Source organism: Hoeflea sp. BAL378, from assembly GCF_000759435.1.
Classification (GTDB): Bacteria; Pseudomonadota; Alphaproteobacteria; order Rhizobiales; family Rhizobiaceae; genus Hoeflea.
Genome location: NZ_JRJG01000001.1, coordinates 61,747 through 86,601 on the forward strand (window position 1 = coordinate 61,747; position 24,855 = coordinate 86,601).

Annotated in this window: 22 protein-coding genes and 2 tRNA genes; 16 read left to right on the forward strand and 8 right to left on the reverse strand. The window is 65.2% G+C overall.

Translation table 11 applies throughout. The features are described from left to right. Positions 1–6: 6 nt before the first annotated feature. Positions 7–363 carry a RidA family protein gene (locus tag LL06_RS00305; protein ID WP_035520921.1) on the forward strand — a complete coding sequence of 119 codons (357 nt, stop codon included), beginning with the start codon at positions 7–9 and terminating at the stop codon, positions 361–363. A 319-nt stretch (positions 364–682) separates the two neighbouring features. Next, positions 683–1,618 (forward strand): LysR family transcriptional regulator, encoded by a 936-nt coding sequence (locus LL06_RS00310; RefSeq protein ID WP_035520922.1) that lies wholly within the window; start codon positions 683–685, stop codon positions 1,616–1,618. Positions 1,619–1,682: 64 nt separating this feature from the next. Here LL06_RS00310 and LL06_RS00315 read toward each other — a convergent pair whose 3' ends face one another. Genes LL06_RS00315 through LL06_RS00335 form a run of 5 tightly spaced genes read right to left on the reverse strand, consistent with a single transcriptional unit; the run spans position 1,683 to position 7,051 of the window. Beyond that, positions 1,683–2,279 carry an SRPBCC family protein gene (locus LL06_RS00315; protein ID WP_052161050.1) on the reverse strand — a complete coding sequence of 199 codons (597 nt, stop codon included), beginning with the start codon at positions 2,277–2,279 and terminating at the stop codon, positions 1,683–1,685. Positions 2,280–2,306: 27 nt separating this feature from the next. Beyond that, the gene (locus LL06_RS00320) at positions 2,307–3,290 is read right to left on the reverse strand and encodes an ABC transporter substrate-binding protein (RefSeq protein WP_035520923.1); all 984 of its coding nucleotides are present in this window, start codon (positions 3,288–3,290) and stop codon (positions 2,307–2,309) included. 10 nt (positions 3,291–3,300) lie between these two features. Next, positions 3,301–5,688 (reverse strand): xanthine dehydrogenase family protein molybdopterin-binding subunit, encoded by a 2,388-nt coding sequence (locus tag LL06_RS00325; protein ID WP_052161051.1) that lies wholly within the window; start codon positions 5,686–5,688, stop codon positions 3,301–3,303. Continuing rightward, the gene (locus tag LL06_RS00330; RefSeq protein ID WP_035520924.1) at positions 5,688–6,173 is read right to left on the reverse strand and encodes a (2Fe-2S)-binding protein; all 486 of its coding nucleotides are present in this window, start codon (positions 6,171–6,173) and stop codon (positions 5,688–5,690) included. The genes LL06_RS00325 and LL06_RS00330 overlap by 1 nt, the downstream gene beginning before the upstream one ends. Further along, positions 6,173–7,051 (reverse strand): FAD binding domain-containing protein, encoded by an 879-nt coding sequence (locus tag LL06_RS00335; protein ID WP_035520925.1) that lies wholly within the window; start codon positions 7,049–7,051, stop codon positions 6,173–6,175. Before LL06_RS00335 ends, LL06_RS00330 begins: the two co-directional genes overlap by 1 nt. A 368-nt stretch (positions 7,052–7,419) precedes the next feature. On the opposite strand from LL06_RS00335, the gene LL06_RS00340 reads away from it, so the two are divergent. The 4 genes from LL06_RS00340 (at position 7,420) to LL06_RS00355 (ending at position 11,575) form a co-directional block, all read left to right on the forward strand. After that, a complete protein-coding gene (locus LL06_RS00340; protein WP_035520926.1) occupies positions 7,420–8,403 on the forward strand; it encodes a zinc-binding dehydrogenase in 984 nt (327 codons plus the stop codon). Further along, a complete protein-coding gene (locus tag LL06_RS00345) occupies positions 8,400–9,935 on the forward strand; it encodes a class I adenylate-forming enzyme family protein (RefSeq protein ID WP_035520927.1) in 1,536 nt (511 codons plus the stop codon). Before LL06_RS00340 ends, LL06_RS00345 begins: the two co-directional genes overlap by 4 nt. Beyond that, a complete protein-coding gene (locus LL06_RS00350) occupies positions 9,932–10,360 on the forward strand; it encodes a PaaI family thioesterase (RefSeq protein WP_035520928.1) in 429 nt (142 codons plus the stop codon). The genes LL06_RS00345 and LL06_RS00350 overlap by 4 nt, the downstream gene beginning before the upstream one ends. A gap of 117 nt (positions 10,361–10,477) precedes the next feature. Beyond that, positions 10,478–11,575, forward strand: a complete 1,098-nt coding sequence (locus LL06_RS00355; protein ID WP_052161053.1) for an AbrB family transcriptional regulator — start codon at positions 10,478–10,480, stop codon at positions 11,573–11,575. A 184-nt stretch (positions 11,576–11,759) separates the two neighbouring features. On the opposite strand, the gene tcuB is transcribed toward LL06_RS00355, so the two are convergent. After that, positions 11,760–12,875, reverse strand: coding sequence for a tricarballylate utilization 4Fe-4S protein TcuB (gene tcuB, locus LL06_RS00360; protein WP_035520930.1), 1,116 nt, complete (start codon positions 12,873–12,875; stop codon positions 11,760–11,762). Next, a complete protein-coding gene (gene tcuA, locus LL06_RS00365) occupies positions 12,862–14,259 on the reverse strand; it encodes an FAD-dependent tricarballylate dehydrogenase TcuA (RefSeq protein ID WP_035520931.1) in 1,398 nt (465 codons plus the stop codon). The genes tcuB and tcuA overlap by 14 nt, the downstream gene beginning before the upstream one ends. Positions 14,260–14,409: 150 nt before the next feature. On the opposite strand from tcuA, the gene LL06_RS00370 reads away from it, so the two are divergent. After that, positions 14,410–15,090, forward strand: a complete 681-nt coding sequence (locus LL06_RS00370; protein WP_035520932.1) for a GntR family transcriptional regulator — start codon at positions 14,410–14,412, stop codon at positions 15,088–15,090. Positions 15,091–15,397: 307 nt separating this feature from the next. Here LL06_RS00370 and LL06_RS00375 read toward each other — a convergent pair. After that, positions 15,398–15,473: transfer RNA gene (locus tag LL06_RS00375), tRNA-Val, on the reverse strand. A 247-nt stretch (positions 15,474–15,720) separates the two neighbouring features. Between LL06_RS00375 and LL06_RS00380 the strand changes: the two genes are divergently transcribed. The 9 genes from LL06_RS00380 (at position 15,721) to nuoG (ending at position 24,845) form a co-directional block, all read left to right on the forward strand. Then, positions 15,721–15,797, forward strand: a tRNA-Asp gene (locus tag LL06_RS00380). A 529-nt stretch (positions 15,798–16,326) separates the two neighbouring features. Further along, entirely contained in the window at positions 16,327–16,692 is a 366-nt protein-coding gene (locus tag LL06_RS00385; RefSeq protein WP_035520933.1) for an NADH-quinone oxidoreductase subunit A, read from the forward strand. Further along, positions 16,683–17,258, forward strand: a complete 576-nt coding sequence (locus LL06_RS00390; RefSeq protein WP_035520934.1) for an NADH-quinone oxidoreductase subunit B — start codon at positions 16,683–16,685, stop codon at positions 17,256–17,258. The genes LL06_RS00385 and LL06_RS00390 overlap by 10 nt, the downstream gene beginning before the upstream one ends. 11 nt (positions 17,259–17,269) lie before the next feature. Continuing rightward, positions 17,270–17,872, forward strand: coding sequence for an NADH-quinone oxidoreductase subunit C (locus LL06_RS00395; RefSeq protein ID WP_035521020.1), 603 nt, complete (start codon positions 17,270–17,272; stop codon positions 17,870–17,872). 11 nt (positions 17,873–17,883) lie between these two features. Then, on the forward strand, positions 17,884–19,074 hold the full coding sequence (locus LL06_RS00400; protein ID WP_035520935.1) for an NADH-quinone oxidoreductase subunit D: 1,191 nt from the start codon (positions 17,884–17,886) through the stop codon (positions 19,072–19,074). 107 nt (positions 19,075–19,181) lie between these two features. Further along, positions 19,182–20,411 carry an NADH-quinone oxidoreductase subunit E gene (locus LL06_RS00405; protein WP_035520936.1) on the forward strand — a complete coding sequence of 410 codons (1,230 nt, stop codon included), beginning with the start codon at positions 19,182–19,184 and terminating at the stop codon, positions 20,409–20,411. Positions 20,412–20,420: 9 nt separating this feature from the next. Next, entirely contained in the window at positions 20,421–21,728 is a 1,308-nt protein-coding gene (gene nuoF / locus LL06_RS00410; protein WP_035521022.1) for an NADH-quinone oxidoreductase subunit NuoF, read from the forward strand. Positions 21,729–21,860: 132 nt separating this feature from the next. After that, entirely contained in the window at positions 21,861–22,655 is a 795-nt protein-coding gene (locus tag LL06_RS28030) for a hypothetical protein (RefSeq protein WP_035521024.1), read from the forward strand. Positions 22,656–22,763: 108 nt separating this feature from the next. Beyond that, the gene (gene nuoG, locus LL06_RS00420) at positions 22,764–24,845 is read left to right on the forward strand and encodes an NADH-quinone oxidoreductase subunit NuoG (protein WP_035520937.1); all 2,082 of its coding nucleotides are present in this window, start codon (positions 22,764–22,766) and stop codon (positions 24,843–24,845) included. Positions 24,846–24,855 lie beyond the last annotated feature (10 nt).

Consider the following 24,855-nt stretch of genomic DNA (forward strand, 5'->3'; position numbering starts at 1 on the left):
GACATCATGACCGACACCGACATCACCCGTATCGACCAGAACCACCGGCGCAGCCGCGCCGTCGTCCATGGCGGGCTGGTCTATACCGCCGGGCAGGTGCCCGCCGATTATTCGCTCGACATCACCGGTCAGGGCGGGCAGGTGCTGGCCAGGATCGACGAACTCCTCGAGGAAGCCGGGACCGACAAGAGCCGGGTCCTGTCGGCGCAGGTCTGGCTCAAGACGCGCGACGATCTGGCGGCCTTCAATGCCCTGTGGGACGCCTGGGTCGTGCCGGGGCACACGCCTGCGCGCATCTGCGGCTATGTCGCGATGAACAATCCGGACTGCCGGGTCGAAATCCAGGTGATTGCGGCTGTCTGATCGGCCGGCCCTCTCACGCCCGAGCCGGCGACCGGCTTGGGCGCTGCTTGACCCGCGGCGACGGTCCTCGCGCGTGATGCGCCTGCTGCCCTCCGGACGTGGCGGCGGTCCCGAAGTGATTGTTGCCTCTGCGCAAATTCTGTGCGAGCTTTCAGCACGGCCCACATCCCAGGTTCGGACCGGCGGCTCCGAGGACGCGGCCGTGCCTGTATGTGCCGGCAGCCAGTAAGCATACGGGATAGAGCGACGACGGTCCCGGGAACGAGACTTTGACACGGTTCGATCCTATTCTGCAGGCTGATTGACTACGAGGTCCCGAATGGGTGCACAAATATCGCTTCGACATCTGCGCTGCTTCGCGGCGGTCGCCGAGACACGGTCCTTCACCCTGGCTGCAAACCGGTTGTTCCAGACCCAGTCCTCGCTGACGGCGACGATCAAGCAGCTCGAGGATCTCGCCGGGCTCAGGCTCTTCGACCGCACCACCCGCCGCGTGGAGCTCACGCAGGATGCGATCTGGTTCAAGGGCGTGGCGGACAAGGTGCTGCGCGATTTCGACAATGCGATCGTCGACCTGCAGGCCGCGGCGCGAAGCCTGCGCGGGCATGTGCGCATCTCCGCCGCCTCGTCGATGATCACCCATGTGCTGACGCCGACGCTGCTCGCGTTCAGGGCCGCCTATCCCGACATCGCGATATCGGTCTACGACGAGGGGTCGGACAAGATCGAGCGCGCCGTGCTCGAAGGCAAGCGTGACTTCGGCCTGTCGAGCAGCCTGAACGCGTTCCCCGACCTCGATTACACCCCTGTGCTGGCCGATACGTTCGGCGTCGTTGTCCCCAAGGACCACCCTCTCGCCAAGTGCAGCGGCAAGCTCACCTGGAGCCAATTGTCGAAGTTCGAGTATATCGGACTGACCAGCGACACCGGGATCGGGGCAACGCTGGCGGCCCAGCGCGAACTCGGGCTTGCCCAGATCGCGGAGGAGGATTTCGACCATGCCTCCAGCACCAACTCGCTCTATGCGCTGTTGAAGTTGGGAGGCAAGTTCTCGGTGCTGCCGTCGCTCGCGGCGCATACCGATCCGCTGAGCGAGTTCGAATTCCGTGAGTTGAGCGAACCCAAGGTCGAGCGCGAGATCTGCCTGATCACGCGCCAGCTCCGGTCGCATTCGCCCACCACCATGCGCATGCTCGAAACCCTGATTTCCACGATCAAGAACGGGCTGCAGGTGAAAGGCGTCAGGATCATCTAGCCTGGCGGGCCGTGCCTTTGTCCTGTCGGGTGTATCTCCGGAAGCGTTTCCTGGGATCAGAGGGTCAGGACGAGCGCGAGAACAGGCCGCGGATCGCCGCCCAGAGAAGCGCGAAGCCGCTGATCGGCTTGGTGGCGGGGGCGGGAGCCGGCCGCGGCGCAGCGGCCGGCTGGGTGTCGGCGACCCCGGCCGTGGCCGGACCGGCCTTGCCGGCTTCGATCATGGCGCGCAGGTTCTCGGCGAACTGATTGGCGATCTGGGTGGCCACGGACTGGATCAGCCCGGTGCCTCGTCCATATTGCGCCACCAGTCCGGTCAGCGTCACATCGGTGACAATATCGGCGCGCGACCCGGTCTCCGTGGGCGATACGTTGAAGGAAATGTCGGCGCTGGCCGTGCCGCGGCCCTTGACGTCCTGGCCGCCGGCCGTGAGCTGCGCATGGCGCGCGGCATCGTCCTGGTGCACGATCTTCGCGGTGCCGCCGAATGACAGGGCGACCGGGCCAAGGCGCACCGACACCTTGCCCTCATAGCCGCCGTCGGCCGTCTGGCCGGTCAACTCGGCTCCGGGAACGCACGGGGCAATGCGCGGAAAATCCATCAGGATGCGCCAGGCTTCATCTGCGGGCAGCGGGACGTCGAAGCTGTTCTTGATCTGCATGGTCAGTCTCCATTTGGTCAGAGGATGCTAGGTGCGGAAGGTTCCGCGCTTGCGCCCTTGCGACACCGGCAAGAACAGCTCCTCAACCGGGATGTTGCGGCTGATCAGGCCTTGCTGATGCGAATAGCCGATCAGGGTTTCGAGGTTGTTGCGGTTGGACTCGCTCAAACCATATTCCCAGGGATCCTGACCCAGCAGTTTCTCCTGCTCTTCCCACGCCTCCTGGTACCACGCAAGCGGGACCAGACGCGGGTTGCGCATCTTCTTCATGGCGAAGTTCTTGGCCTCGTCGAAGGCCTGGTACAGGTTGGGCACGATCCAGGGATGCCGGTCGACCAGCTCCTGCTTGATGCCCAGCACATGCATGATCGGGAAGATGCCGTATTTGTCGTAGTAGGATTTTTCCTCGGTCTTGTAATCGGGAAAAAGCCGGCCGACGCGGGGATCCTTGTTGAGGATCGGCTCGATGATGTCCGGATGCAGCAGCGCATCCAGTTCGCCTTCGGCCAGCATCTTCTCGGCCGACTTGTTGTCCGGCAGGCGGTGCAGGGTCAGTCCCTCGGGCGGGGTGAAGGCGATGTCCTCATCGAGTTCGGCGAACCACTCGATCGACTTGTGCGGCACGCCGTAGACATTCTCGAGAATGCCGCGCAGCCAGAGCGTGGCGGTGGCGAGGTAGAACTTGACGCCCACGCGCTTTCCGATCAGGTCAGACGGCTTGGTGATGTTGGCGGCGGTGTTGGTGAAAATGAAGCCGTGGCGGAAGCGCCTGTGCGGATACACCGGCAGGGCGTTGAACGGCATGCCGCGGTCACGCGCCACGATGTAGGAGGAGCCGGAGCATTCTGCCATGTCGTACTGGCCGCGCAGGAAGCGCCAGTGGCGGGTGGCGGAGTCGGCGCCGGTCAGAATGTTCAACTCGATCCCGTCGGGCTTGACGATGCCGTCCTTGAGGGGGCGGATGATCTCGTAGTCTCCGCAGGCGAGGGTGAGTTGAAGCTTTGAGGTCATGCCGTGTTTCCTAGGATTGACTGTCAGGATTCTGCCGGGCCGCGTCGCGCGCGGATTTGATCAGTTTGAAGAGGATCTCCGGCGATACCGGGGTTTGCGAGATGCGCAGGCCGAACGGCGACAGGGCGTTCTCGACAGCCGAGATGATCGCCGCCGCCGCCGGAATGGTGCCGGTCTCGCCCACGCCCTTGGCGCCAATCGGATTGCCGGGCGCGAGTGTCTCTCGGTAGATGGTCTCGAGGTTCGGCACTTCCGTCGCCGTCACCATCAGATATTCCTGGAAGGTGGTGGTCAGCGGCTGGGCCTCGTCGTCATAGCCCATGAATTCGTAGAGCGCGTTGCCGATGCCGTGGACGATGCCGCCCTGGACCTGGCCCTCGACGATCATCGGATTGATCATCCGGCCGGAATCGTTGAGCGCCACATAGCGCGTGATCGTGACCTGGCCGAGGTCGGGATCGACCTCGACTTCCGCCACATGGCAGGCATTGGCGTAGGAGAGGGCATCGGTGCGCCAGCGGATGGTCGCTTCCAGCCCGGGCTCCAAGCCGTCGGGGAACGCATATCCGGGTGCGCCGCGCAGCACGCGCGCCAGTTCGCCCAGGCTGATGCTCTGGTTCCCGGTCTTTTCCCGCACATAGCCGTCGTCGAGTTCCAGGTCGCCTTCGGGAACCGACAGGATCTTGCTCGCCGCCTTGATCGCCTTCGCGGCGACCGCTTTCGCCGCGAGCTTCACGGACGAGCCCGCGGTCACCATCTGGCGGCTGGCAAATCCGCCCAGGCCGATTTCCGTGCGCGCCGTGTCGCCGGCGGTGACGCTGATGCTGTCCGGTCCGATCGCCAGCTCGTCGGCGCAGATCTGCGCCAGCGCGGTGGCGATGCCCTGGCCCATGGCGGTGGCGCCCGTGAAGATGCTGACCTTGCCGTCCTGGCTGATGCGCACCGCGCCGCTTTCAAACGGGCCCCTGCCTGTGCCCTTGACGGCATTGGCGAGGCCGATGCCGATATAGCGGCCCTGGTCCAGCGCCTTCTTCTGGCGTTCGGCGAAGTCGCTCCATCCCGCCGCGGCGAGCACCTGCGCCTGGGCTGCCGGATAGTCGCCGCTGTCATAGACCAGCGATGCGCCCGACCGCGCCTGCAGCTTCTTGGTATAGGGCATCTTGTCGGCCGGGATGAGGTTGCGGCGGCGGATTTCCGCCCGGTCGATGCCGAGCCTGACGGCCACCAGGTCGAGCATGCGCTCCATGGTGAAGGCGGCCTGCGGATAGCCCGCGCCGCGCACCGAGGACACCGGCACCTTGTTGGTGTGCACCACGTCCACGTCCATGCGGTAGGCGGGCAGGATGTAGGGCCCGGTGACCGCCGTCACCGCATTGTAGGGCAGGTTGACGGGCTTGGGGGCATAGGCGCCCTGGTCGTGGATCATCCGGCCGCGCAGGCCGAGCAGCAGGCCCTCGCTGTCGACGGCGACCTGCATCGACCAGTACTGGTCGCGTTCCTGGATCGAGGAGATGAAGGTCTCGCGGCGGTCCTCGACCCATTTGAGATTGCGGCGCAACAGGAGTGCGGCCGCGGGCAGGGCCGCCTCCTCCGGGTAGAAGCAGTATTTCGGCCCGAATCCGCCGCCGACGTCGGGGGTCACGACACGCAGCTTTTCCTGCTCGACCCTGAGCATACCGGCCAGCATGTAATAGACGTCATGCGGCATCTGCGTCGAGGACCAGACGCACAGCTCGCCGCCCGGGCGGACCTCGGCCACGACGCCGCGTCCCTCCATCGAGTGGCCGCATCCGCGATGCTGCCAGAGCTCGTCCTCGAAGACATGCGCGGCATTGGCGAAGGCCTCGTCGACGTCGCCATAGCCGACATGGAAATTGCTCATCCGGTTGCTGTCGAGCTCGGTGCGGCAGACGGGTGCGCCGTCGGCCAGCGCCTTGCGGGCGTCGCTGACCACGGGAAGCGAGGAAAAGGCGATGTTGACCAGGGCCGCGGCGTCCTCGGCGATATAGCGGGACTCCGCCACCACCAGCACCATCGGCTCGCCGACATAGGCGACTTCCTTGTCCGACAGCACGAAGGGCGTGCTCTTGTTCTGGCCGCCGACCGGGCTTGCGCCGAGCGGCATGCGGCCCGAGCGCAATTGCGGCATCAGGTCGTCGAGCGTGAGCACCGCATGCACGCCGGGCAGGGCGCGCGCCGCCTCGACGTCGATCGCATCGACCCTGGCATGGGCGAGCGGGCTGCGCACGAAGGCGCAATGCAGCAGATCGGGCAGGACGATATCGTCGAGAAATTCGCCGTGGCCGGTGAGAAGCGGCCCATCCTCGATCCGCGTGATGCGCTGGCCGACGGAGGGCGCGTGGGTGCGGCCGGAAGTCATGGCGTCGGTCCCGGCCATCAGAGGTCTCCCGCCGCGCCGACAGGCCGGCCGGTGACGCTCAGGACCGCCCGGACGATGCTCTGGTAGCCGGTGCAGCGGCACAGATTGCCGGAAATGGCCTCGCGCACCTCCGTTTCCGTGGGGGAGGGGTTTTCGCGCAGCAATTCGATCAGGGTCATCAGCATGCCGGGCGTGCAGAAGCCGCACTGAAGACCGTGCTCCTTGCTGAAGGCCTCCTGAAGTCGGTGCAGCGTGCCATCGTCGGCCGCCAGGCCCTCCACCGTCTCGACGATGGCGCCTTCGGCCTGGACCGCCAGCATCAGGCAGCCGCGGACGCTTGCGCCGTCGACAAGCACCGTGCAAGCGCCGCAGACGCCGTGCTCGCAGCCCAGATGGGTTCCCTTGAGGCCCAGGCTGTGCCTGAGGAAATCGGCCAGCGTGGTTCTGGCCTCGACGGTGCCGCTGTAGGGACGGTTGTTGACGAGCAGGGTGATCTCTTGCATCAGGCTGCAGCCTTGCCGGAACGGGTTTCATCGAGCGCGTCTGCCAGGCTTCGCCGCAGCATGGTGCGCGCCACGCTCAGGCGATAGTCCTCTCCGCCATGGAAGTCCGCGACATAGTCGAGCTGGCTGCATCGGTCGAGCGCCAGCGCAACCGCTGCTTCGTCGCCCTTGGTGCCCGTAAGCGCCTCTTCGCCGGCGACATGGCGCTGCGGGACCGAACCCACTCCGCCCACGCAGATGGCGACACGCTCAATGGTGCGGTCGGCGGCGCGTTCGACGAGGACGGCGGCGGAGGCGATGGCAAAATCTCCGTGCCGGCGGGCGAATTCGTGAAATCCGTAGCCGTGGCCCGGCGCCCAGGGCGCGAACTCGACGGCGGTGACGATTTCATCCGCGGCGATGCCGGGCGTCATGTAGCCGGTGATGAAGTCCGCCACCGCGATCCGGCGCGGGCCGTTCGGCCCGGTGGCTTCGATGGTGCAATCGTGCAGCAGCGCAAGCGTGGGCAATTCCGCCGCCGGGTCGAGGTGACAGAGGCTGCCGCCGATGGTGCCGCGATTGCGCGTCTGGCGATGCCCGACCAGATGCACGGCGGCTTGAAAGATCGGTGCGACGCCGGCCAGCGCCGGGCTTGTTTCAATGGCGCGCTGGCGCGTCATCGCGCCGATCCTGACCAGTTGCGGTGACGCCGAAATTCCGGCGAGCTCATGCAACTCGTTGATGTCGACCAGAATGCTCGGGAATATGTATCTCAGGTTCATCATTGCCATGAGCGACTGTCCGCCTGCCAGGATGCGCGCATCCTCGTTGTGCGAGAGGGTCGCGATCGCCTCCCCGAGGGTTGAGGCGCGGACATACTCAAAGGGCGGCGGCTTCATGAACGCTCCGGGGTCATAGTTGGCGTATGCCCATTAAATACCAAGACGAAACAAAGAGGTATCGGGTATCCATGTTGCAAGCCACCACCTTTGCGCCCGTCTGACCAGGGGAGTTCGCGGGCCAAGACCGCACGCGAAATTTGTCCGGAAGTTTTACCAGTGCCGGTCCATCGCTTCAAATAACAAATTCTGCATTATTGTTCGCTTGCAGCGATATATATCCGGCGGTCCGCAAGGGTCGGATATATCATTACAATCAATTAATAGGGTCAAATTAACTGTTTGTGTCGCAATCGATTTTTGTCCTAACTGGTCACCACTTGCGTTTTCACGATGGAGTTCAGCTTGATATGACAGGTAGTCCAAAAATGCGCGTGGTCGCGTTGAGGGCCCATGGCGGTCTTGAACAGCTCAAGCTCGAGGAGTGGCCGCGGCCGGAGCCGCAGGAAGGCCATGCGCTCCTGGAAATCAAGGCCTGCGGCATCAATTACATGGACGTTTTCGTCATGCAGGGCATGCCCGGCGTGCCGACGGAAATGCCGCGCATTCCCGGCGGCGATATCGCCGGGATCGTCCGCAGCGTCGGCGCCGGCGTACCGGAAGACTGGATCGGCAAGCGCGTGGTCCTGTTCCCGCGGTTTCCCACCGGCGGCGTGCTGGGCGAAAACGGCAATGGCGGCCTGTGCGAATACATCTCCGCCGATCAGCGCCAGCTCATCGAGATCCCGGACGGCGTGAGTTTCGAGGATGCGGCGGCGCTGCCCATCGCCTACGGCACATCGCACCGCATGCTGTTCACGCGCGGCCAGATCAAGGCCGGCGAGAAGATCCTGATTCTCGGCGCCAGCGGCGGCGTTGGCGTGTCGTGCATCCAGTTCGCCAAGATGGTCGGCTGCGAGGTCTTCGCCTGCACGTCCAGCGCCGAAAAGGGCGCGAAGCTCAAGGCGCTCGGCGCCGATCACATCATCAATTATGTCGAGACGCCCGAGTTTTCCCGGGCGGTCTGGACCGCGACCGGCAAGACCGGCGTGGATGTCGCGGTCAATTTCACCGGCGGCGACACCTGGATCCAGACCCAGCGGAGCATGGCCACCGGCGGCCGCATCCTGACCTGCGGATCCACCGCCGGGCACATGTGCGAGATCGACGTGCGGTTTCTCTGGCATCGCGAGACGGAAATCATCGGCAGCCGGGCCTATGTTCCCGACGACATCAAGGCCTGCCTGGATTTCGTCGCCTCCGGCAAGCTGTCTCCGGTGATCGAGACGCAGCTTCCGCTCGACCGGGCCGCGGAGGGCATCGGCCTGCTCGAGGACCGCAATGTGTTCGGCAAGGTGATCGTGACCCCATGAGCGCGGCTGTTCCCAATCTTGGGTGCCTCGGAAGCCGGTACACCGAGCCGGGGCACATCGCCGTCATCGACCTGTTCGATCCCGACAGTCCCCGCGAGATCGATTACCCGAGCTACAACGGCGCCTGCGACGCGGTGGCGCGCGGGCTTGTGGCGCGCGGCTTCAAGCCGGGCGACAAGGTTGGCGTCTACTGCTCCAACCGCCTGGAATTCCTCGAGGTGTTCTTCGGCTCCATGCGCGCGGGCGTCATCCCGGTGATGATGGGCATCCTGCAGCCGGCGGAGACCATTGCCTGGATCATCGACAATTCGGAGGTGAAACTGGTCTATTGCGAAAGCGACCTCAGGCCGAACCTGCCTGCGGACATGCCGGTGGTGGTGATCGACGGCGACGGCGAGGACGGCCTCTCCCGGTTCAAGGATTTCGGCCCGTTCGAGCCCTTCGTGCCGGACCACGATTCGATCGCCTTTCATGCCTACACGTCCGGATCGACCGGTCGGCCCAAGGCGGCGCAGCTTTCCCACCGCGCCCATAGCTGGGTGGCGAAGACCATCTCCGAGGACCGCGACTTCTCGACCGCCGACCGGATGATGGTGGCGGCGCCGCTCTATCACAAGCACGCCATGAACTCGATCAAATGCGTGCTCCACGGCGGCTCGGCGGTGGTGCTGCTGCGCAAGTTCGACGCGCGCCGCTATGTCGAGGCGGTGAACCGCTACCAAACGACGGTGGTGGCCGGCGTGCCGACCATTTTCGCGCTCATCCTGCAGCAGCGCGACCTGCTCCAGGGCAGGGACTATTCCTTCGTCCGGCTGGCGACGCTCGGCGGCGCGCCGGCGTCCGACGAGCTCATCGACCAGGTGGCGGACCTGTTTCCCAAGGCCGCCATCAATCTGGTCTTCGGCATCACCGAGACCAGCGCGGCGTTGTTCGGGCGCCATCCTGAGGGCAAGCCCCGCCCGCGTCATTCGATCGGCTTCCCGATCGAGGGCAACGAGTTCCGGCTCGTCGGCGGCGACAATCCCGATTTCGGCACGTTGCATGTGCGCGGTCCGGGCATGATGAACGGCTATGTCAAGAACCCGGGCGAGATGGCCCGGCGCTTCGATGCCGATGGCTGGTTCGATACGGGCGACATCCTGCGGCGCGATGGGGAGGGCTGGTACTTCTTTGTCGGCCGGTCCGACGACATGTTCACCTCGAGCGGGCACAATATCTATCCCGCCGAAGTCGAGCTCGTAATCGAGCGGCTCGAGGATGTCGACCAGGCCGTCGTCGTGCCTGCGCCGGACGAGATCAAGCACACCGTCCCCTATGCCTTCGTGGTCAAGCGGCCGGGCGCCGAGCTCAGCGAGCACGACATCCAGCAGCATGTTCTCAAGCATGCGCCGCCCTATCAGTATCCGCGCAAGGTGATCTTTCTCTCCCAGGTGCCGATGACCACTGTCGGCAAGATCGATCGCCGCAGCCTCGAGGCCGAGGCCAGGCGCCTGCGCAGCGAACAGGTCGAACAGAAGAAGGCACAGGCATGAGCGACACGGTCCCAGGCAAAACAGTCGCCGATGTCCAGGCGATCGTCGACAGAAGCGCCTATCTGACATGGCTCGGTCTGCGCATCGAGCGCGTCGAACCCGGCATCATCGATCTGACGGCGACCTGGCGTCCCGAATGGGTGGCCAATCCCGATATCGGCCAGACACAGGGCGGCATCCTGGCGTCCGTTCTTGATTTTGCGGCAAATTTCTCGTTGATCGATCATGCCGGCGGTCCGGTGCCGACCGTCGACCTGCGCATCGATTATCACCGCCTGGCCAAGCAGGGAGACCTGGTCGTCCAAGGCCGGGCGATGAAGACCGGCCGGCAGATCTCCTGGGCCGAGGCAGTGGTTTATGACCGGCAGGGCAATCTGCTGGCGAGCGGCCGCGGCACGTTCATGACGGTTCAGAAGCCAAAGTGATGGATCTTCTGCCGCGCTGCGGCTAGAGGGGCCTGCGGCCTGCAGATTGGCCGGACCTCGCAGGGCACTGGCGCCGAGGGTCGGGTTTCGGCGTGTCAACCGGAGGCGTGAGCGCAGATGCAGCAGACTGGCCAATCGATACCGCCTCAACCGTTGCCGCTGCCGCGATACCAGCAGTGGGTCCTGCTCATTCTCCTGTCGCTGGCGCTGGCCGGAGTGCTGGCCGTGCTCGATTTTCCCGCGTCCTGGCTGATCGGGCCGATGATCGCGGGCATCGTGGTCTCGGGCCTTGGCGGCACGCTGCGGATCACCAACGGCTGGGCGCTCGTCGGGCAGGGGATCCTCGGCTGCGTGATCGCCGACGCCATGCCGCTCGAGGTCTCAAGCTCGCTTCTCGCCGACTGGCCCCTGTTCATGGGCGTGGTGCTGATCCTGCTCGTCATCACCGCGGCGATCGGCTGGGCGCTGATGCTGGCCAGGATCCTGCCGGGAACGACGGTGGTCTGGGGCATCAGCCCGGGGGCGGCGACGATGATGACCTTCATGGCGGAAAACGCCGGCGCCGACGGGCAACTGGTGGCCTTCATGCAATTCTCCCGCATCGTGCTGATCGCCGCCATCGCATCGCTGGTCGCCAGGCTTTTCGGTCTCGACAGTTCCGGGGCCGCCGATGGGCCGGACTGGCTTGCGCCGGTCGACTGGGTGTCGATGCTGGAGACGCTGGCGCTCGGCCTGTCCGGGCCCATCCTGGCCCGGATCACCGGCATCAAGGCGGCGGCCCTGCTCGTGCCGCTCGCGGCCGGCATCTTCCTGGTGCATTATGGCTGGCTCGACATCCATCTGCCGATCTGGCTTCTGGTCCTCGTCTATGCGCTCCTGGGCTGGCGCATCGGCCTGCGCTTCACGCGCCCCTTGATCCGGCATGCCCTGAAGGCCTTGCCCGCGGTCATGATCAGTTCGATGGCGCTGATCGGCGGCTGTGCCGGAATTGCCTGGCTGCTGGTGGTCTTCGCCGACATCGATCCGCTGACGGCCTATCTCGCGACCAGCCCCGGCGGCGCCGACACGATCGCCGTGCTGGCGACCTCGAGCTCCGCGGACACCGCCTTCGTGATGACCATGCAGATCCTGCGGTTCCTGGTCGTGCTGGCTGTCGGGCCGCTTGTGGCGAAGCTGGTGGCCGGGCGCCTTGCCAAGAAGTCCGGCGGCGTCTGAGGCCACGGTCCGGCCACCCTCCTGAGAGGGGATGAATAGGGTCGCCAACCGTCATGAAGGATGGAAGGCAGGGGGAAACGCTTCAGGCGTTTCGGGTCTGTCGGGATCGCATCTCATCGAAACCGGGAGAGCGCCGCTGCCGCAAGCCGGCAGGGGCGTTGATCGACGGCGCCGCCAACTGCCGTCAGGATTTCCCGGCAGTGGTGGCGGGGCGTTCGGCCTTGCGTTCGGCGGCATAGAGCGCCAGCGCGCCGAAGCGGTAGAACCCATGCATGAACTTGCCGTAGGGCATCGTCGCGAAAAGCGCGAAGACGACGCCGAGATGGATGGCGAGCGTGACGCCCATGGCCGGCGTCTCGCGGACGACCATCAGGGCCAGGCCAGTCAATCCGGTCATGAACATCATCGCGAGGAAGGCAGTGTCCATGCCGAACCGGGCGGGATCGAGCATGTCCTTGTGCCGCTTCAGCTTCGCGTGCATCAGTCCCGCCGGTCCGACCACCAGCCCGATGCCGCCCGGGATACCGAACAGCTTGGGCAATTCCGTCCAGCCGTAAGGGGCGGGCCAGTCAAGGAAGTAGTGGTAGATCGTGCCGGTCGTGGTCGCGGCGAAGCACAGCATGAACCCGTAGAAGGTCAGGTGATGGAAAAGCCGCCGGTTGTCCGTCGGTTTCTCGTCCTCATTGTAGCAGCCGACGCCGCCGCCATCGAGATAGCGCAGGCCTGCCGCGTCCTTGGTCGCCTGCCAGAGGGTCAGGCCGGAGCCGGCCGAGACGCTTCCCGCCCCGATGTCCTTCCAGAACGCCCGGAACCCCATCACGATCGCCAGCAAGGCGTAAAGCGAGATGGCGCCGAAGAGGCCGGCCATCGCGTTGTGCGGCATCAGACGGTAGAACTGTCCGGAGTCCGAGGTCAGCACCGCCGGATCATGCCAGAGCGCAAAGCCGAGAATGAACGCCGCGACGCTTACGGCCGTGACCACGGCGATCGCCGTGCCGTTGCGGTCGAACATCGGCTGGAAAGCCTTCGGCCAGGCATAGGTCCGGTAGGAGTCGGCGCGCACCTTAGCGAGCGTCTGCGGCACATTGACATTGAATTCATGCGGCGGCGAGAACTGGCAGTCTGCGTAGCAGGCGCCGCAGCCGTGGCACAGATTGGCGAGATAGTTGAGGTCGGCGTCGGCGAAGTCGCGCCGCAGTTCCATGGCCGGGAAGACCGCGCACAATCCCTCGCAATAGCGGCAGGAATTGCAGACCGTCATCAGCCGCTCGGCTTCCTTGAGATTGTCAATCATGTGCATTCTGGGCCGCTCTTTCTCCGGCGATGCGTCCGAAGACGCTGCCGATCGTCATTCCGATACCGGCCGCATAGCCACGGCCGAGCACATTGCCCGCCATGATCTCTCCGGCTGCGAACATGTTTGCGGCCTTGCCGCCATCGGCCATCTGCATCCGTGCATCGCGGTCGACGCGGGTGCCGAGATAGGTGAAGGTGATCCCCGGCCGCACCGGATAGGCATAGAAGGGGGCCTGGTCGATGCGCCGCGCCCAATGGCTCTTCTGCAGGGCGAGACCTTCGGTGCGGCAATCATCGAGTTCGGTGTGGTCGAACGTCCCCGGTCGGACCGCGTCGTTGAACTCGGTCAGTGTCTTCACGAAGGGGTCGACCGGCAGGTCGAGCTTCGCGGCGAGTTCCTCCAGGCTGTTCGCCTCAACCGGCGGGAACAACGACGGCATGAACATCCTGAGCGATTTGGCGTCGAAGACGATATAGGCGATCTGGTCGGGCTGGGCCGCGACCAGCCGGCCCCAGATGGCGTAGCGCTTGGGCCAGAAATCCTCGCCCTCGTCGTAGAAGCGTTCGGCATTGCGGTTGACGACGATGCCGAAGACGACGCAGTCCAGGCGGGTGATGATGCCGCCGTCGAATTTGGGCGCGCGCGCGTCGATGGCGACGGCGTGGCACTGGGTCGGGTCGCCGATCGGCAGCACTCCGTTGTCGAGCAGCATCTTCAGCACGTCGCCGCGATTGTAGGGGGTGCCGCGGATCAGGAAATTGTCGGCGGGCTCGCCCCAACCCTGCTTCAGCCACTCGATATTGGCCTCGAACCCTCCGGCGGCGGCCACCAGCGATTTGGCGCGAATGACATGGTCGGCGCCGTCGATGCGGACAGTCGCGGAGCGGAACGCGTCCTTGACGATATCGAGATGGACGGCGGGCGCATCGTAGATCACCTGCACCCCGAGTTTCTCCGCCGTGAGGTAGAGGGCATTGAGCATGGCCCGCCCGCCGCCCAGGAAGAAGGAATTGGTTCGCCCGAGGCTGAGCGTGCCGCCCAGCGACGGCTGGAAACGCACGCCCTGCTCGGCGATCCATGGCAGGATGTCCTTGGATTGGGCGATCATGTAGCGCGCCAGATCCTCGTCCGTGTGGCCTTCGGTCACCCGGTACAGGTCCTCCCAGAACTCGTCTTCGCCATAGGGCCCGGTCAGATGGTCGGTGGCGGCGTCGTGGGCGCAGCGCATGTTGCGGGTGTGGCGGGTGTTGCCGCCCCGGTAGAATTTCGGCGCCGCCTCGACGACCAGCACTGAGGCGCCCAGCCGTCGTGCCGCGATCGCCGCGCACAGGGCCGCGTTTCCGCCGCCTAGTACCAGAACATCCACCTGTTTCGGCGGGATCTGCATGGGTGTCTCCCCGGATGCGTTGGGTTGGAACATTGATAATTGTATACAAGTGTACGCAGACGTATACAAGATCGTTCCAAGTGTCATTGCCGGAAAAATTTGGTAGGGCTTCGATCGAGGGGCCGGGTGTCGCCAGGAAGGAAGCGGATTATGGGTGATCAGCAGCAGACGCGCGGCAGCGGCGGCGGCTCGCGCGGCAGCAAGGTCTACCGCGCCCTGGCCGACAGGATCCGGTCCGGCGAGCTCGAGTCCGGCGTGCGCGTGCGCGAGCAGGACATTGCCGCCTCCCTGGGGGTCAGCCGCACGCCCGTGCGCGAGGCCTTTGCGCGGCTGCAGGAGAGGGGGCTGCTGGAGACCACAAGCGAAGGCCTGGCGGTGGCCAAGCTCAGTCGTACGCAAGTCATGGAGCTCTACGCCCTGAGGGCCAAACTTGAAGGCGCGGCGGCCGCGTTTGCCGCCGAGAACGCGTCTCCGAGCGACGTTGCCAGCATCCGCCACGCCGCACTCGCCTTCGCGGCCCAGAGCAGGGCCCCGGACATCGCGCGCGCCAACACCCTGTTTCACGAAGCCATCTACGAGGCCGCGCACAATCGCTATCTGATGCGCATGCTCGAGGATCTCAACGACTCTCTCGCGCTTCTGCCCGACACCACGTTTTCTGTTCCGGGCCGCGCCGACGCGGCGAAAACGGAGCACGAGGCCATCATTTCCGCCATAGAGAACCGCGACCCTGTCGGGGCCGAGCAGGCCGCCTGCCTGCACATCCAGCATGCCCTCGAAGGCCGTCTCACGCTCTTGTACTCCGTCAAGACCTCCGGCCAGGGGAGATAGCCAGGATCTTTGTGGGGGAGGCCTGTGCGGCTTCGCTCAAGGACGACCTGCCGATCCTCCGCGGCGTCAGGGAGGGGCGCACGGCGCTATCGACCCTCTTTATGTTCCAGCGATCGTTGGAGCCGGTCGACACTTCCGCAAACTGGGCCATCATGGTGAACGAGGTCGGCCGCGCCCGGGAAAAGGATCTCGGCGCCGCGTGCGACGTTGCCCGGCGCCCGATCCAAGACCTGGCCAACCGCCCGGCGCCGGATCGATCCGATCGCTTTGCCAGTGTATGGGTCTCAATGATTTCAAGGGGAAGCGATGGTGGGCGATGAGAGACTCGAACTCCCGACATCCTCGGTGTAAACGAGGCGCTCTACCAACTGAGCTAATCGCCCTCAGATCGGTGGCGCCTGCTTTAGGGGGTTCGCGGCGGATCCGCAAGACAAAAACCGCCTTGTCCGCGATCAAAACGCGGCCGGGCGCCGCCGCGCCGAGTCCGCCGGGCGGCGGGCGAGGGCGGGTTTGCGCCGAAGTTGGAACATTGTCGTTTTTCCTTCGCAAACTTGCTTGACACCCACCGGCGAACGCCGTAATCAGCCGCTCACGGAACGGCGGTCACACACTGTTCCGTCTGAAAAATGCGCGGGTGTAGCTCAGTTGGTTAGAGTGCCGGCCTGTCACGCCGGAGGTCGCGGGTTCGAGCCCCGTCACTCGCGCCATTTTTCAACTTCCCGGCTCCCGGGCCAGCCCTTCCGGGCCGTGGCCGATAGGGAACCGGCTTTCCAACCTCTCCAATAGTTTTCACGCACGAATGATCGCGTCGACGCCTGGCCGTTGCGTCCGGGCGATCCAAGCTGCGTGCCCGAAACCCCGATCGCGGCGATGCTGCGGCAGCGGCGGACTCACCGGTTCCCGGCGCGCGCGCCACCCGTCGGATCCGGTGCCCGCGCGTCCCCGCCGGGCGGCCCGGATCGCAGGTCGAAGTGATTCCCGCAATTTTGCGCCGGAGTCGCGGCACAAAATCGCAAGTGGTTGAAAAAGCTCGCACCATATTTCGCGCGCGGCGCGACACGGCGCGCCGAAAGCTGGTACTAATGTCTCAAATCCTTCGCGCGCTCTTGCGCAGGGTGGCAGGCTGCGCTAACCACGCCGCGTTGCAACAAGATTAACCGCGCAAGGTGAGGGACCGGCTCCAGATCTTGGACCAAGGCTGGGGCTTCGATTGCAGCGGGTACAGGAACGGACGCCATGACGGAACTTCTGGGCGCATATGTACCGATCGCGATCTTTATCGGACTGGCATTGGTCATCGGACTTGCTCTGCTGATCGCGCCCTTCGCGATCGCCTACAAGAATCCCGATCCGGAAAAACTCTCCGCCTATGAATGCGGCTTCAACGCATTCGACGACGCGCGCATGAAGTTCGACGTGCGGTTCTACCTGGTGTCGATCCTGTTCATCATCTTTGACCTCGAAGTGGCTTTCCTGTTTCCCTGGGCGGTGTCGTTCGGCGACATCGGCTGGATGGGGTTCTGGTCGATGATGGCGTTTCTGGGCGTGCTGACGATCGGTTTTGTCTATGAATGGAAAAAGGGAGCTCTCGAATGGGAGTGAACAACGCACCGATGGTGGCGCCTCAGCCCAAGGGGATCATTGACCCCAACACCGGCAAGCCGGTGGGCAGCAACGACCCGTTTTTCGGCGAGATCAACAACGAGCTTGCGGACAAGGGGTTCCTGGTCACCTCGACGGACGAACTGATCAACTGGTCGCGCACCGGCTCGCTGATGTGGATGACCTTCGGTCTCGCCTGCTGCGCGGTCGAGATGATGCAGATGTCAATGCCGCGCTATGACGCCGAGCGCTTCGGCTTCGCGCCGCGGGCCTCACCGCGCCAGTCCGACGTGATGATCGTCGCGGGCACGCTCACCAACAAGATGGCGCCGGCGCTCCGCAAGGTCTACGACCAGATGCCCGAGCCGCGCTACGTCATCTCGATGGGCTCCTGCGCCAATGGCGGCGGCTACTACCATTATTCCTACTCCGTGGTGCGCGGCTGCGACCGGATCGTGCCGGTGGACATCTATGTTCCCGGGTGTCCGCCGACGGCCGAGGCGCTGCTCTACGGCGTGCTGCTTCTGCAGAAGAAGATGCGCCGCACCGGCACGATCGAGCGCTAGGAGAGACGATGATGAGCCAGGCCCTCAAGGAACTTTCGGACTATCTGCGCGAGGCCAAGGGACGGCTGTTCGACGGCGTGGAGATCGCCCATGGCGAGCTCACGCTGCTGACGCAGCCGGCCAAGCTGATCGAGCTGATGACCTTCCTGCGCGACGACGCGCAATGCCAGTTCGTGAGCTTCATCGACTGCTGCGGCGTCGACTGGCCGGGCCGGCCCGAGCGCTTCGACGTGGTCTATCACCTGTTGTCGCCGCGCCAGAATCTCAGGATCCGGGTCAAGGTGATGACCGCCGAGGACGCGCCGGTCCCGTCGCTGACCGGGGTCTATCCGGGCGCCGACTGGTTCGAGCGCGAGGCCTACGATCTCTACGGCATCCTGTTCACCGGCCATCCGGACCTGCGCCGCATCCTGACCGACTACGGCTTCGAGGGGCATCCGCTGCGCAAGGATTTCCCGCTCACCGGCTTTGTCGAGGTGCGCTACGACGACGAGGTCAAGCGGGTGGTCTACGAGCCGGTGGTGCTGAGGCAGGAATTCCGCGATTTCGACTTTCTCTCCCCCTGGGAAGGCACCGACTACGTGCTGCCGGGCGATGAAAAAGCGAAGGCGTGAGGACCGGAACCATGAACGAACACAACGTCCGCAACTTCAACATCAATTTCGGTCCCCAGCACCCGGCGGCGCATGGCGTGCTGCGCCTGGTGCTCGAACTCGACGGCGAGATCGTCGAGCGCGTCGACCCGCATATCGGGCTGCTGCACCGCGGCACCGAGAAGCTGATCGAAGCCAAGACCTATCTGCAGGCCGTGCCCTATTTCGACCGGCTCGACTATGTCGCGCCGATGAACCAGGAACATGCCTTCGCACTGGCGGTGGAAAAGCTCGCCGGCGTCAGCGTCCCCAAGCGCGGGCAATTGATCCGGGTGCTCTATTCGGAAATCGGCCGCATCCTGTCGCATCTCTTGAACGTCACCACGCAGGCGCTCGACGTCGGCGCGCTGACCCCGCCGCTGTGGGGCTTCGAGGAACGCGAAAAGCTGATGGTGTTTTACGAGCGCGCCTCGGGCTCGCGCATGCATGCGGCCTATTTCCGGCCCGGCGGCGTTCACCAGGACCTGCCGCACGACCTGGTCGAGGACATCGGCAAGTGGTGCGATCCGTTCCTCAAGACCTGCGACGACATCGAGGGCCTGCTCACCGACAACCGCATCTTCAAGCAGCGCAATGTCGACATCGCCATCGTCAAGCTCGACGACGCCTGGGCCTGGGGCTTTTCGGGCGTGATGGTGCGCGGCTCGGGCGCTGCCTGGGACCTGCGCCGCTCGCAGCCCTATGAATGCTATTCCGAGCTCGATTTCGACATTCCGATCGGCAAGAACGGCGATTGCTACGACCGCTACCTGATCCGCATGCAGGAAATGCGCGAATCGGTGAAGATCATGAAGCAGTGCGTGAACATGCTGCTGGGCGCGGAGAAGACCGGGCCGGTTTCGTCCACCGACGGCAAGATCGTGCCGCCCAAGCGCGGCGAGATGAAGCGGTCGATGGAAGCGCTGATCCACCATTTCAAGCTCTACACCGAAGGCTACCGGGTGCCCGAAGGCGCGGTCTACGCCGCGGTCGAGGCGCCCAAGGGCGAGTTCGGCGTCTATCTCGTGTCGGACGGCTCCAACAAGCCCTACCGCTGCAAGATCCGCGCGCCCGGCTACGCGCATCTCCAGGCGATGGATTTCATCTGCCGCGGCCACCAGCTCGCCGACGTCTCGGCGGCGCTGGGCTCGCTCGACATCGTGTTCGGGGAGGTCGACCGGTGAGCCATCGGACCGATTTCATGACCGCGAACCGCCATCGCATCGACCCCACGACCGGGTCGCCCCGCGGCGACACCAAATAGGCCGGAAGAAAGACAAAAGAGCACACCATGTCCGTTCGTCGACTTGCCGAAGATACCGTCCAGCCCGCGCAATTCGCCTTCAACCGCGAATTCGCCGCCCAGGCGAAGGTATGGATCAAGAAATATCCCAAGGGCCGCGAACAGTCGGCGGTGATTCCGCTGTTGATGCTGGCGCAGGAACAGGACGGCTGGGTCACCAAGCGGGCGATCGAAACGATCGCCGACATGCTCGGCATGCCCTATATCCGCGCGCTGGAAGTGGCGACCTTCTACACCCAGTTCCAATTGAAGCCGGTGGGCACCCGCGCCCATGTGCAGGTCTGCGGCACCACGCCGTGCATGCTGCGCGGCTCGGAGGCGCTGATGGAGGTGTGCCGCACCAAGATCCATCCCGAGCCGTTCCATCTCAACGAGGACGGAACCCTGTCGTGGGAGGAAGTCGAGTGCCAGGGCGCCTGCGTCAACGCGCCGATGGTGATGATCTTCAAGGATTCCTACGAGGACCTGACGCCCGAGCGGCTGGCCTACATCATCGACCGTTTCGAGGCCGGACGCCCCGAGGACATCACGCCCGGACCGCAGATCGCCCGGATCCATTCGGCGCCGGCGAGCGGGCTGACCAGCCTCAAGACCGAGATCAAGCCCGGCGGCAAGACCGGCGCGAAACCCGCGTCGGGCGACGCAAGATCGCCTTCGGCGACGAAAGCCGGCCGGCCGGACCGGCCGTCCACCGAGACCGAGACCGACTCGCCCGCAAAGGCCAAGGAAAATGTCGACGCGCGGACGAAGACAGCCGCGACTTCCTCGGACGCACCGGAGCTGAAGGAATCGCGCGCGGAATCAGCCAGCTCCCGCGACCGGTCGACGCCGGCGCCGCAGGCCACGGCAAAGCCTGTCTCGCGCCTGGCTGATCCGGGACCGGCCGAGGCGGCGAGGGGCGGCGCCAAGGCGAAGGCCGCGGAAGCGCCGTCGCTCGACGACAAGGCCCGCCCGGCGGGAATCGACAGGCCCGCAAACCCCGACGACCTCAAGCTGATTTCGGGCGTCGGTCCGAAGATCGAGGGCATCCTGCATTCGCTCGGGATCTATACCTATGCCCAGGTCTCGTCCTGGAAGAAGGCCGAGCGCGACTGGGTCGACGGGTATCTCAAATTCAAGGGCCGGATCGAGCGCGAAGACTGGGTCAAGCAGGCCAAGGCGCTGGCCAAGGGCGGCGAGGCCGAGTACATCAGGGTCTTCGGCAAGAAGCCGCGATAGAGGTGAATGATGCTAGCTGACAAAGACCGGATTTTCACCAATATCTACGGCACCTACGACAAGTCGCTGAAGGGTGCGATGGCGCGCGGCCATTGGGACGGGACCAAGGAGATCCTGGAAAAGGGCCGCGACTGGATCATCAACGAGATGAAGGCCTCGGGCTTGCGCGGCCGCGGCGGGGCAGGATTCCCGACCGGGCTCAAATGGTCGTTCATGCCCAAGGAAAGCGACGGTCGCCCGCATTACCTGGTGATCAACGCCGACGAGTCGGAGCCGGGCACCTGCAAGGACCGCGACATCATGCGCCACGATCCGCATACGCTGATCGAAGGCTGCGTCATCGCCGGCTTCTCGATGGGCGCGCATGCGACCTATATCTATGTTCGCGGCGAATACATGCGCGAGCGCGAGGCGCTGCAGGCGGCGATCGACGAGTGCTACGATGCGGGCCTGCTGGGCCGGAATTCCAAGCTCGGCTACGACATGGACATCTATGTGCACCATGGCGCCGGCGCTTATATCTGCGGCGAGGAGACGGCTCTGCTCGAAAGTCTCGAGGGCAAGAAGGGCCAGCCGCGGCTGAAGCCACCGTTCCCGGCGAACATGGGCCTCTACGGCTGCCCGACGACCGTCAACAACGTCGAATCGATCGCGGTCGCGCCGACCATCCTCAGGCGCGGCGGGGCCTGGTTCTCGGCCATCGGCCGGCCCAACAACACCGGCACCAAGCTGTTCTGCGTGTCGGGCCACGTGAAGACGCCGTGCACGGTGGAAGAGGCGATGTCGATCCCGTTCCGCGAGCTGATCGAACGCCATTGCGGCGGCATTCGCGGCGGCTGGGACAATCTGCTGGCCGTCATTCCGGGCGGATCCTCGGTGCCGATGGTGCCGGGCGCCGACATCATCGACACGCCGATGGATTTCGACAGCCTGCGCGACCTGCGCTCGGGCCTGGGCACCGCCGCGGTCATCGTCATGGACAAGTCGACCGACGTGGTCAAAGCCATCTGGCGGCTGGCGGCCTTCTACAAGCACGAGAGCTGCGGCCAGTGCACGCCGTGCCGCGAGGGCACCGGCTGGATGATGCGGGTGATGGAGCGCATGGTCAAAGGCAACGCGCAGAAGCGCGAGATCGACATGCTGTTCGACGTCACCAAGCAGATCGAAGGCCACACCATCTGTGCGCTCGGCGACGCCGCGGCCTGGCCGATCCAGGGCCTGATCCGTCATTTCCGTCCCGAGATGGAAGCGCGGATCGATCAGTACACACGCAATGCCGTGCAAAGCCGCAACGAGCGGCTGGAAGCGGCCGAATAAGAGGCCCGCAACGCCGGGCCCGGCAAGACAGGAAACGTCACGAGGGACGAGAGCCAACAGACGACTAAGGAGAGACTGATGTCGATGTTTTCTTTTCCCGCAGACTTGACTACGAACGAGATGATGAAATCGATGACCGCCATAACCGACTGGACCAAAACGGCAGACTTCCCCGTCTCGCCGCTGATGGTCTATCCGATGGGTGCGGCTGCCGCGGCCACCGCGATCGGTTTCGGCATGGCCGGCCAGATGACCGGACTGATGATCGGCGCCATGCAGGGCGCCATGCAAAGCCAGGCGCAGCTTTTGGGCCGGCATCCCGATCTGAGCTGGATCGTGCCGACTCTTGCCGAGGACCTGGCTCCCGACGAAGCCGAGGCCCAGGTATTGGCCCCGGTGGCGGCCGCGGCCACAGCTTCGGCGGATGTCGTGGCGTTCAAGCCCGTGGACGAGGCAAAGCCGGCCGAACCGGTGAAGGCCAGGGCCAAGCCGGCCCCGGCAAAGGCCGCGCCCGCCACGGCACGGAAGGCCGAAGCGCCCGCCGCGCCGGAAAAGAATGCGGCCGTGCTCGAGAAACTGAAGTCGGACGCGGAAGTGGCCGCGGCCGGGGCGAGCGAACCGGCGCCGGCGGCCCGGAAGGCCAAGGTGCGGTCCGGCACGGCGCTGGAGCCCGAGGATTATCGCCGCCCGGCGGAGATGGAGAAGCCGGAAAGCCCGGATGATCTCAAGCTGATCTCGGGCATCGGGCCGAAGCTCGAACAGGTGCTCAACGGGCTCGGCGTCTTCACCTTCGCGCAGATCGCCGCCTGGCAGCCGGAGGAAGTGGCCTGGGTTGATGATTACCTGCAGTTCAGCGGCAGGATCGACCGGGACGACTGGATTTCCCAGGCCGGCGCGCTGGCAAAGGGCGCACCGGACGCCGGTTAGTACGAACAAGGCCGGGCGGCTTCGCCGCCGCCCGCCGCATCACACTCAGGTCCCGTTCAGGGATGGTACGCGGTCGTTACGACCGTTCGCAAAGGTAGGACTGCTTGCATGGCCAGGATCAAGGTTGATGGAAACGAGATCGATGTGCCGGATCACTACACGCTGTTGCAGGCGTGCGAGGAGGCCGGCGCGGAAGTGCCGCGGTTCTGTTTTCACGAGCGGCTGTCGATCGCCGGCAACTGCCGGATGTGCCTGGTCGAGGTGAAGGGCGGACCGCCCAAGCCGGCCGCGTCCTGCGCCATGGGCGTGCGCGACATGCGGCCCGGCCCCAATGGCGAGCCGCCGGAAGTGTTCACCAACACACCGATGGTCAAGAAGGCGCGCGAAGGGGTGATGGAGTTCCTGCTCATCAACCACCCGCTCGATTGCCCGATCTGCGACCAGGGCGGCGAATGCGACCTGCAGGACCAGGCCATGGCCTTCGGCATGGACAATTCGCGCTACCAGGAAAACAAGCGCGCGGTCGAAGACAAATATATCGGCCCGCTGGTCAAGACGATCATGAACCGCTGCATCCACTGCACGCGGTGCGTCCGCTTCACCACCGAAGTGGCGGGCATTTCCGAGCTCGGCCTGATCGGCCGCGGCGAGGATGCCGAGATCACCACCTATCTCGAGCACGCCATGAGTTCCGAGCTGCAGGGCAACGTGATCGACCTCTGCCCGGTGGGCGCGCTCACCTCGCGGCCCTACGCCTTCCAGGCGCGGCCCTGGGAACTCGGCAAGACCGAATCGATCGACGTGATGGACGCCTGCGGCTCTGCGATCCGGGTCGACACCCGCGGACGCGAGGTGATGCGAGTGATGCCGCGCGTCAACGAGGCGATCAACGAGGAATGGATTTCCGACAAGACCCGCTTCATCTGGGATGGCCTGCGCACCCAGCGGCTCGACCGGCCCTATGTCCGCCGCAACGGACGGCTGGAAGCGGCCTCGTGGAGCGACGCCTTCGCGGCCATCGCCAAGGCTGTCTCCGCGACCAAGCCGGAACGCATCGGCGCGATCGCCGGCGACCTGGCAGCGGTCGAGGAAATGTTCGCGCTCAAGGCGCTGATGGCGGCGCTCGGCTCGGCCAATATCGATTGCCGCCAGGATGGCGCAGCACTCGATCCGGCGCTCGGACGCGCCAGCTACATCTTCAATCCGACCATCGACGGCATCGAAGACGCCGACGCGATCCTGATCATCGGCTCCAATCCGCGCCGCGAGGCCGCGATCCTGAACGCCCGCATCCGCAAGCGCTGGCGGATGGGCGAACTGCCGATCGGCGTGATCGGCGAGCAGGCCGACCTGCGCTATGCCCACGAATATCTGGGCGCAGGCCCCGAGACGCTGATGGAGTTGATCGGCGGGACGGCCAAGTTCGCGGCCAAGCTCAAGCGGGCCAAGAAGCCGATGATCATCATCGGCCAGGGCGCGCTGGCGCGGGCCGACGGCGCCAGCGTTCTCGCCAATGCCGCCAAGCTCGCCGCAGCCGTGGGCGCGGTCACCAGCGACTGGAACGGGTTCGCGGTGCTGCACACGGCGGCCGCGCGTGTCGGCGGCCTCGATCTCGGCCTGGTGCCGGGCGAGGGCGGGATGACCGCGGCCGAGATGCTCACGGGCACGGACGTGCTGTTCCTGCTCGGCGCGGACGAGCTCGATTTCAAGAAGAAGACCGCGGGCTTCACCGTCTATATCGGCACCCACGGCGACAACGGCGCCCACCACGCCGACGTGATCCTGCCGGCGGCCACCTACACCGAAAAGTCCGGCACCTATGTCAACACCGAGGGCCGGGTGCAGATGGCCAGCCGCGCCGCCTTCGCGCCGGGCGAGGCCAAGGAAGACTGGGCCGTGCTCCGGGCGCTGTCGGACGTGCTGGGCAAGAAGCTGCCCTATGATTCGCTCCCGGCGCTGCGCGCGGCGCTCTACGCCGAGCATCCGCATTTCGCCGATCTCGACACGATTTTCGTGGCTGACGGTGGCGCAATCGCCGAAATCGGCGGGAAAGCGGGCAAGATGGGCAAATCGCCGTTTGCTTCGACGGTCAAAGACTTCTATTTGACCAACCCGATCGCACGCGCTTCGGCGGTGATGGCCGAATGCTCGGCGCTGGCCAAGACGGCCAGGCCGGTGGCGGCGGAATAGGGCGGGAAAC

What these genes read in the sequence shown, in the direction of transcription:
- LL06_RS00305 (WP_035520921.1), top strand. Translation starts at nt 7, where the DNA reads ATGACCGACACCGACATCACCCGTATCGACCAGAACCACCGGCGCAGC.
- LL06_RS00310 (WP_035520922.1), top strand. Translation starts at nt 683, where the DNA reads ATGGGTGCACAAATATCGCTTCGACATCTGCGCTGCTTCGCGGCGGTC.
- LL06_RS00315 (WP_052161050.1), bottom strand. Translation starts at nt 2,279, where the DNA reads ATGCAGATCAAGAACAGCTTCGACGTCCCGCTGCCCGCAGATGAAGCC.
- LL06_RS00320 (WP_035520923.1), bottom strand. Translation starts at nt 3,290, where the DNA reads ATGACCTCAAAGCTTCAACTCACCCTCGCCTGCGGAGACTACGAGATC.
- LL06_RS00325 (WP_052161051.1), bottom strand. Translation starts at nt 5,688, where the DNA reads ATGGCCGGGACCGACGCCATGACTTCCGGCCGCACCCACGCGCCCTCC.
- LL06_RS00330 (WP_035520924.1), bottom strand. Translation starts at nt 6,173, where the DNA reads ATGCAAGAGATCACCCTGCTCGTCAACAACCGTCCCTACAGCGGCACC.
- LL06_RS00335 (WP_035520925.1), bottom strand. Translation starts at nt 7,051, where the DNA reads ATGAAGCCGCCGCCCTTTGAGTATGTCCGCGCCTCAACCCTCGGGGAG.
- LL06_RS00340 (WP_035520926.1), top strand. Translation starts at nt 7,420, where the DNA reads ATGCGCGTGGTCGCGTTGAGGGCCCATGGCGGTCTTGAACAGCTCAAG.
- LL06_RS00345 (WP_035520927.1), top strand. Translation starts at nt 8,400, where the DNA reads ATGAGCGCGGCTGTTCCCAATCTTGGGTGCCTCGGAAGCCGGTACACC.
- LL06_RS00350 (WP_035520928.1), top strand. Translation starts at nt 9,932, where the DNA reads ATGAGCGACACGGTCCCAGGCAAAACAGTCGCCGATGTCCAGGCGATC.
- LL06_RS00355 (WP_052161053.1), top strand. Translation starts at nt 10,478, where the DNA reads ATGCAGCAGACTGGCCAATCGATACCGCCTCAACCGTTGCCGCTGCCG.
- tcuB (WP_035520930.1), bottom strand. Translation starts at nt 12,875, where the DNA reads ATGCACATGATTGACAATCTCAAGGAAGCCGAGCGGCTGATGACGGTC.
- tcuA (WP_035520931.1), bottom strand. Translation starts at nt 14,259, where the DNA reads ATGCAGATCCCGCCGAAACAGGTGGATGTTCTGGTACTAGGCGGCGGA.
- LL06_RS00370 (WP_035520932.1), top strand. Translation starts at nt 14,410, where the DNA reads ATGGGTGATCAGCAGCAGACGCGCGGCAGCGGCGGCGGCTCGCGCGGC.
- LL06_RS00385 (WP_035520933.1), top strand. Translation starts at nt 16,327, where the DNA reads ATGACGGAACTTCTGGGCGCATATGTACCGATCGCGATCTTTATCGGA.
- LL06_RS00390 (WP_035520934.1), top strand. Translation starts at nt 16,683, where the DNA reads ATGGGAGTGAACAACGCACCGATGGTGGCGCCTCAGCCCAAGGGGATC.
- LL06_RS00395 (WP_035521020.1), top strand. Translation starts at nt 17,270, where the DNA reads ATGAGCCAGGCCCTCAAGGAACTTTCGGACTATCTGCGCGAGGCCAAG.
- LL06_RS00400 (WP_035520935.1), top strand. Translation starts at nt 17,884, where the DNA reads ATGAACGAACACAACGTCCGCAACTTCAACATCAATTTCGGTCCCCAG.
- LL06_RS00405 (WP_035520936.1), top strand. Translation starts at nt 19,182, where the DNA reads ATGTCCGTTCGTCGACTTGCCGAAGATACCGTCCAGCCCGCGCAATTC.
- nuoF (WP_035521022.1), top strand. Translation starts at nt 20,421, where the DNA reads ATGCTAGCTGACAAAGACCGGATTTTCACCAATATCTACGGCACCTAC.
- LL06_RS28030 (WP_035521024.1), top strand. Translation starts at nt 21,861, where the DNA reads ATGACCGCCATAACCGACTGGACCAAAACGGCAGACTTCCCCGTCTCG.
- nuoG (WP_035520937.1), top strand. Translation starts at nt 22,764, where the DNA reads ATGGCCAGGATCAAGGTTGATGGAAACGAGATCGATGTGCCGGATCAC.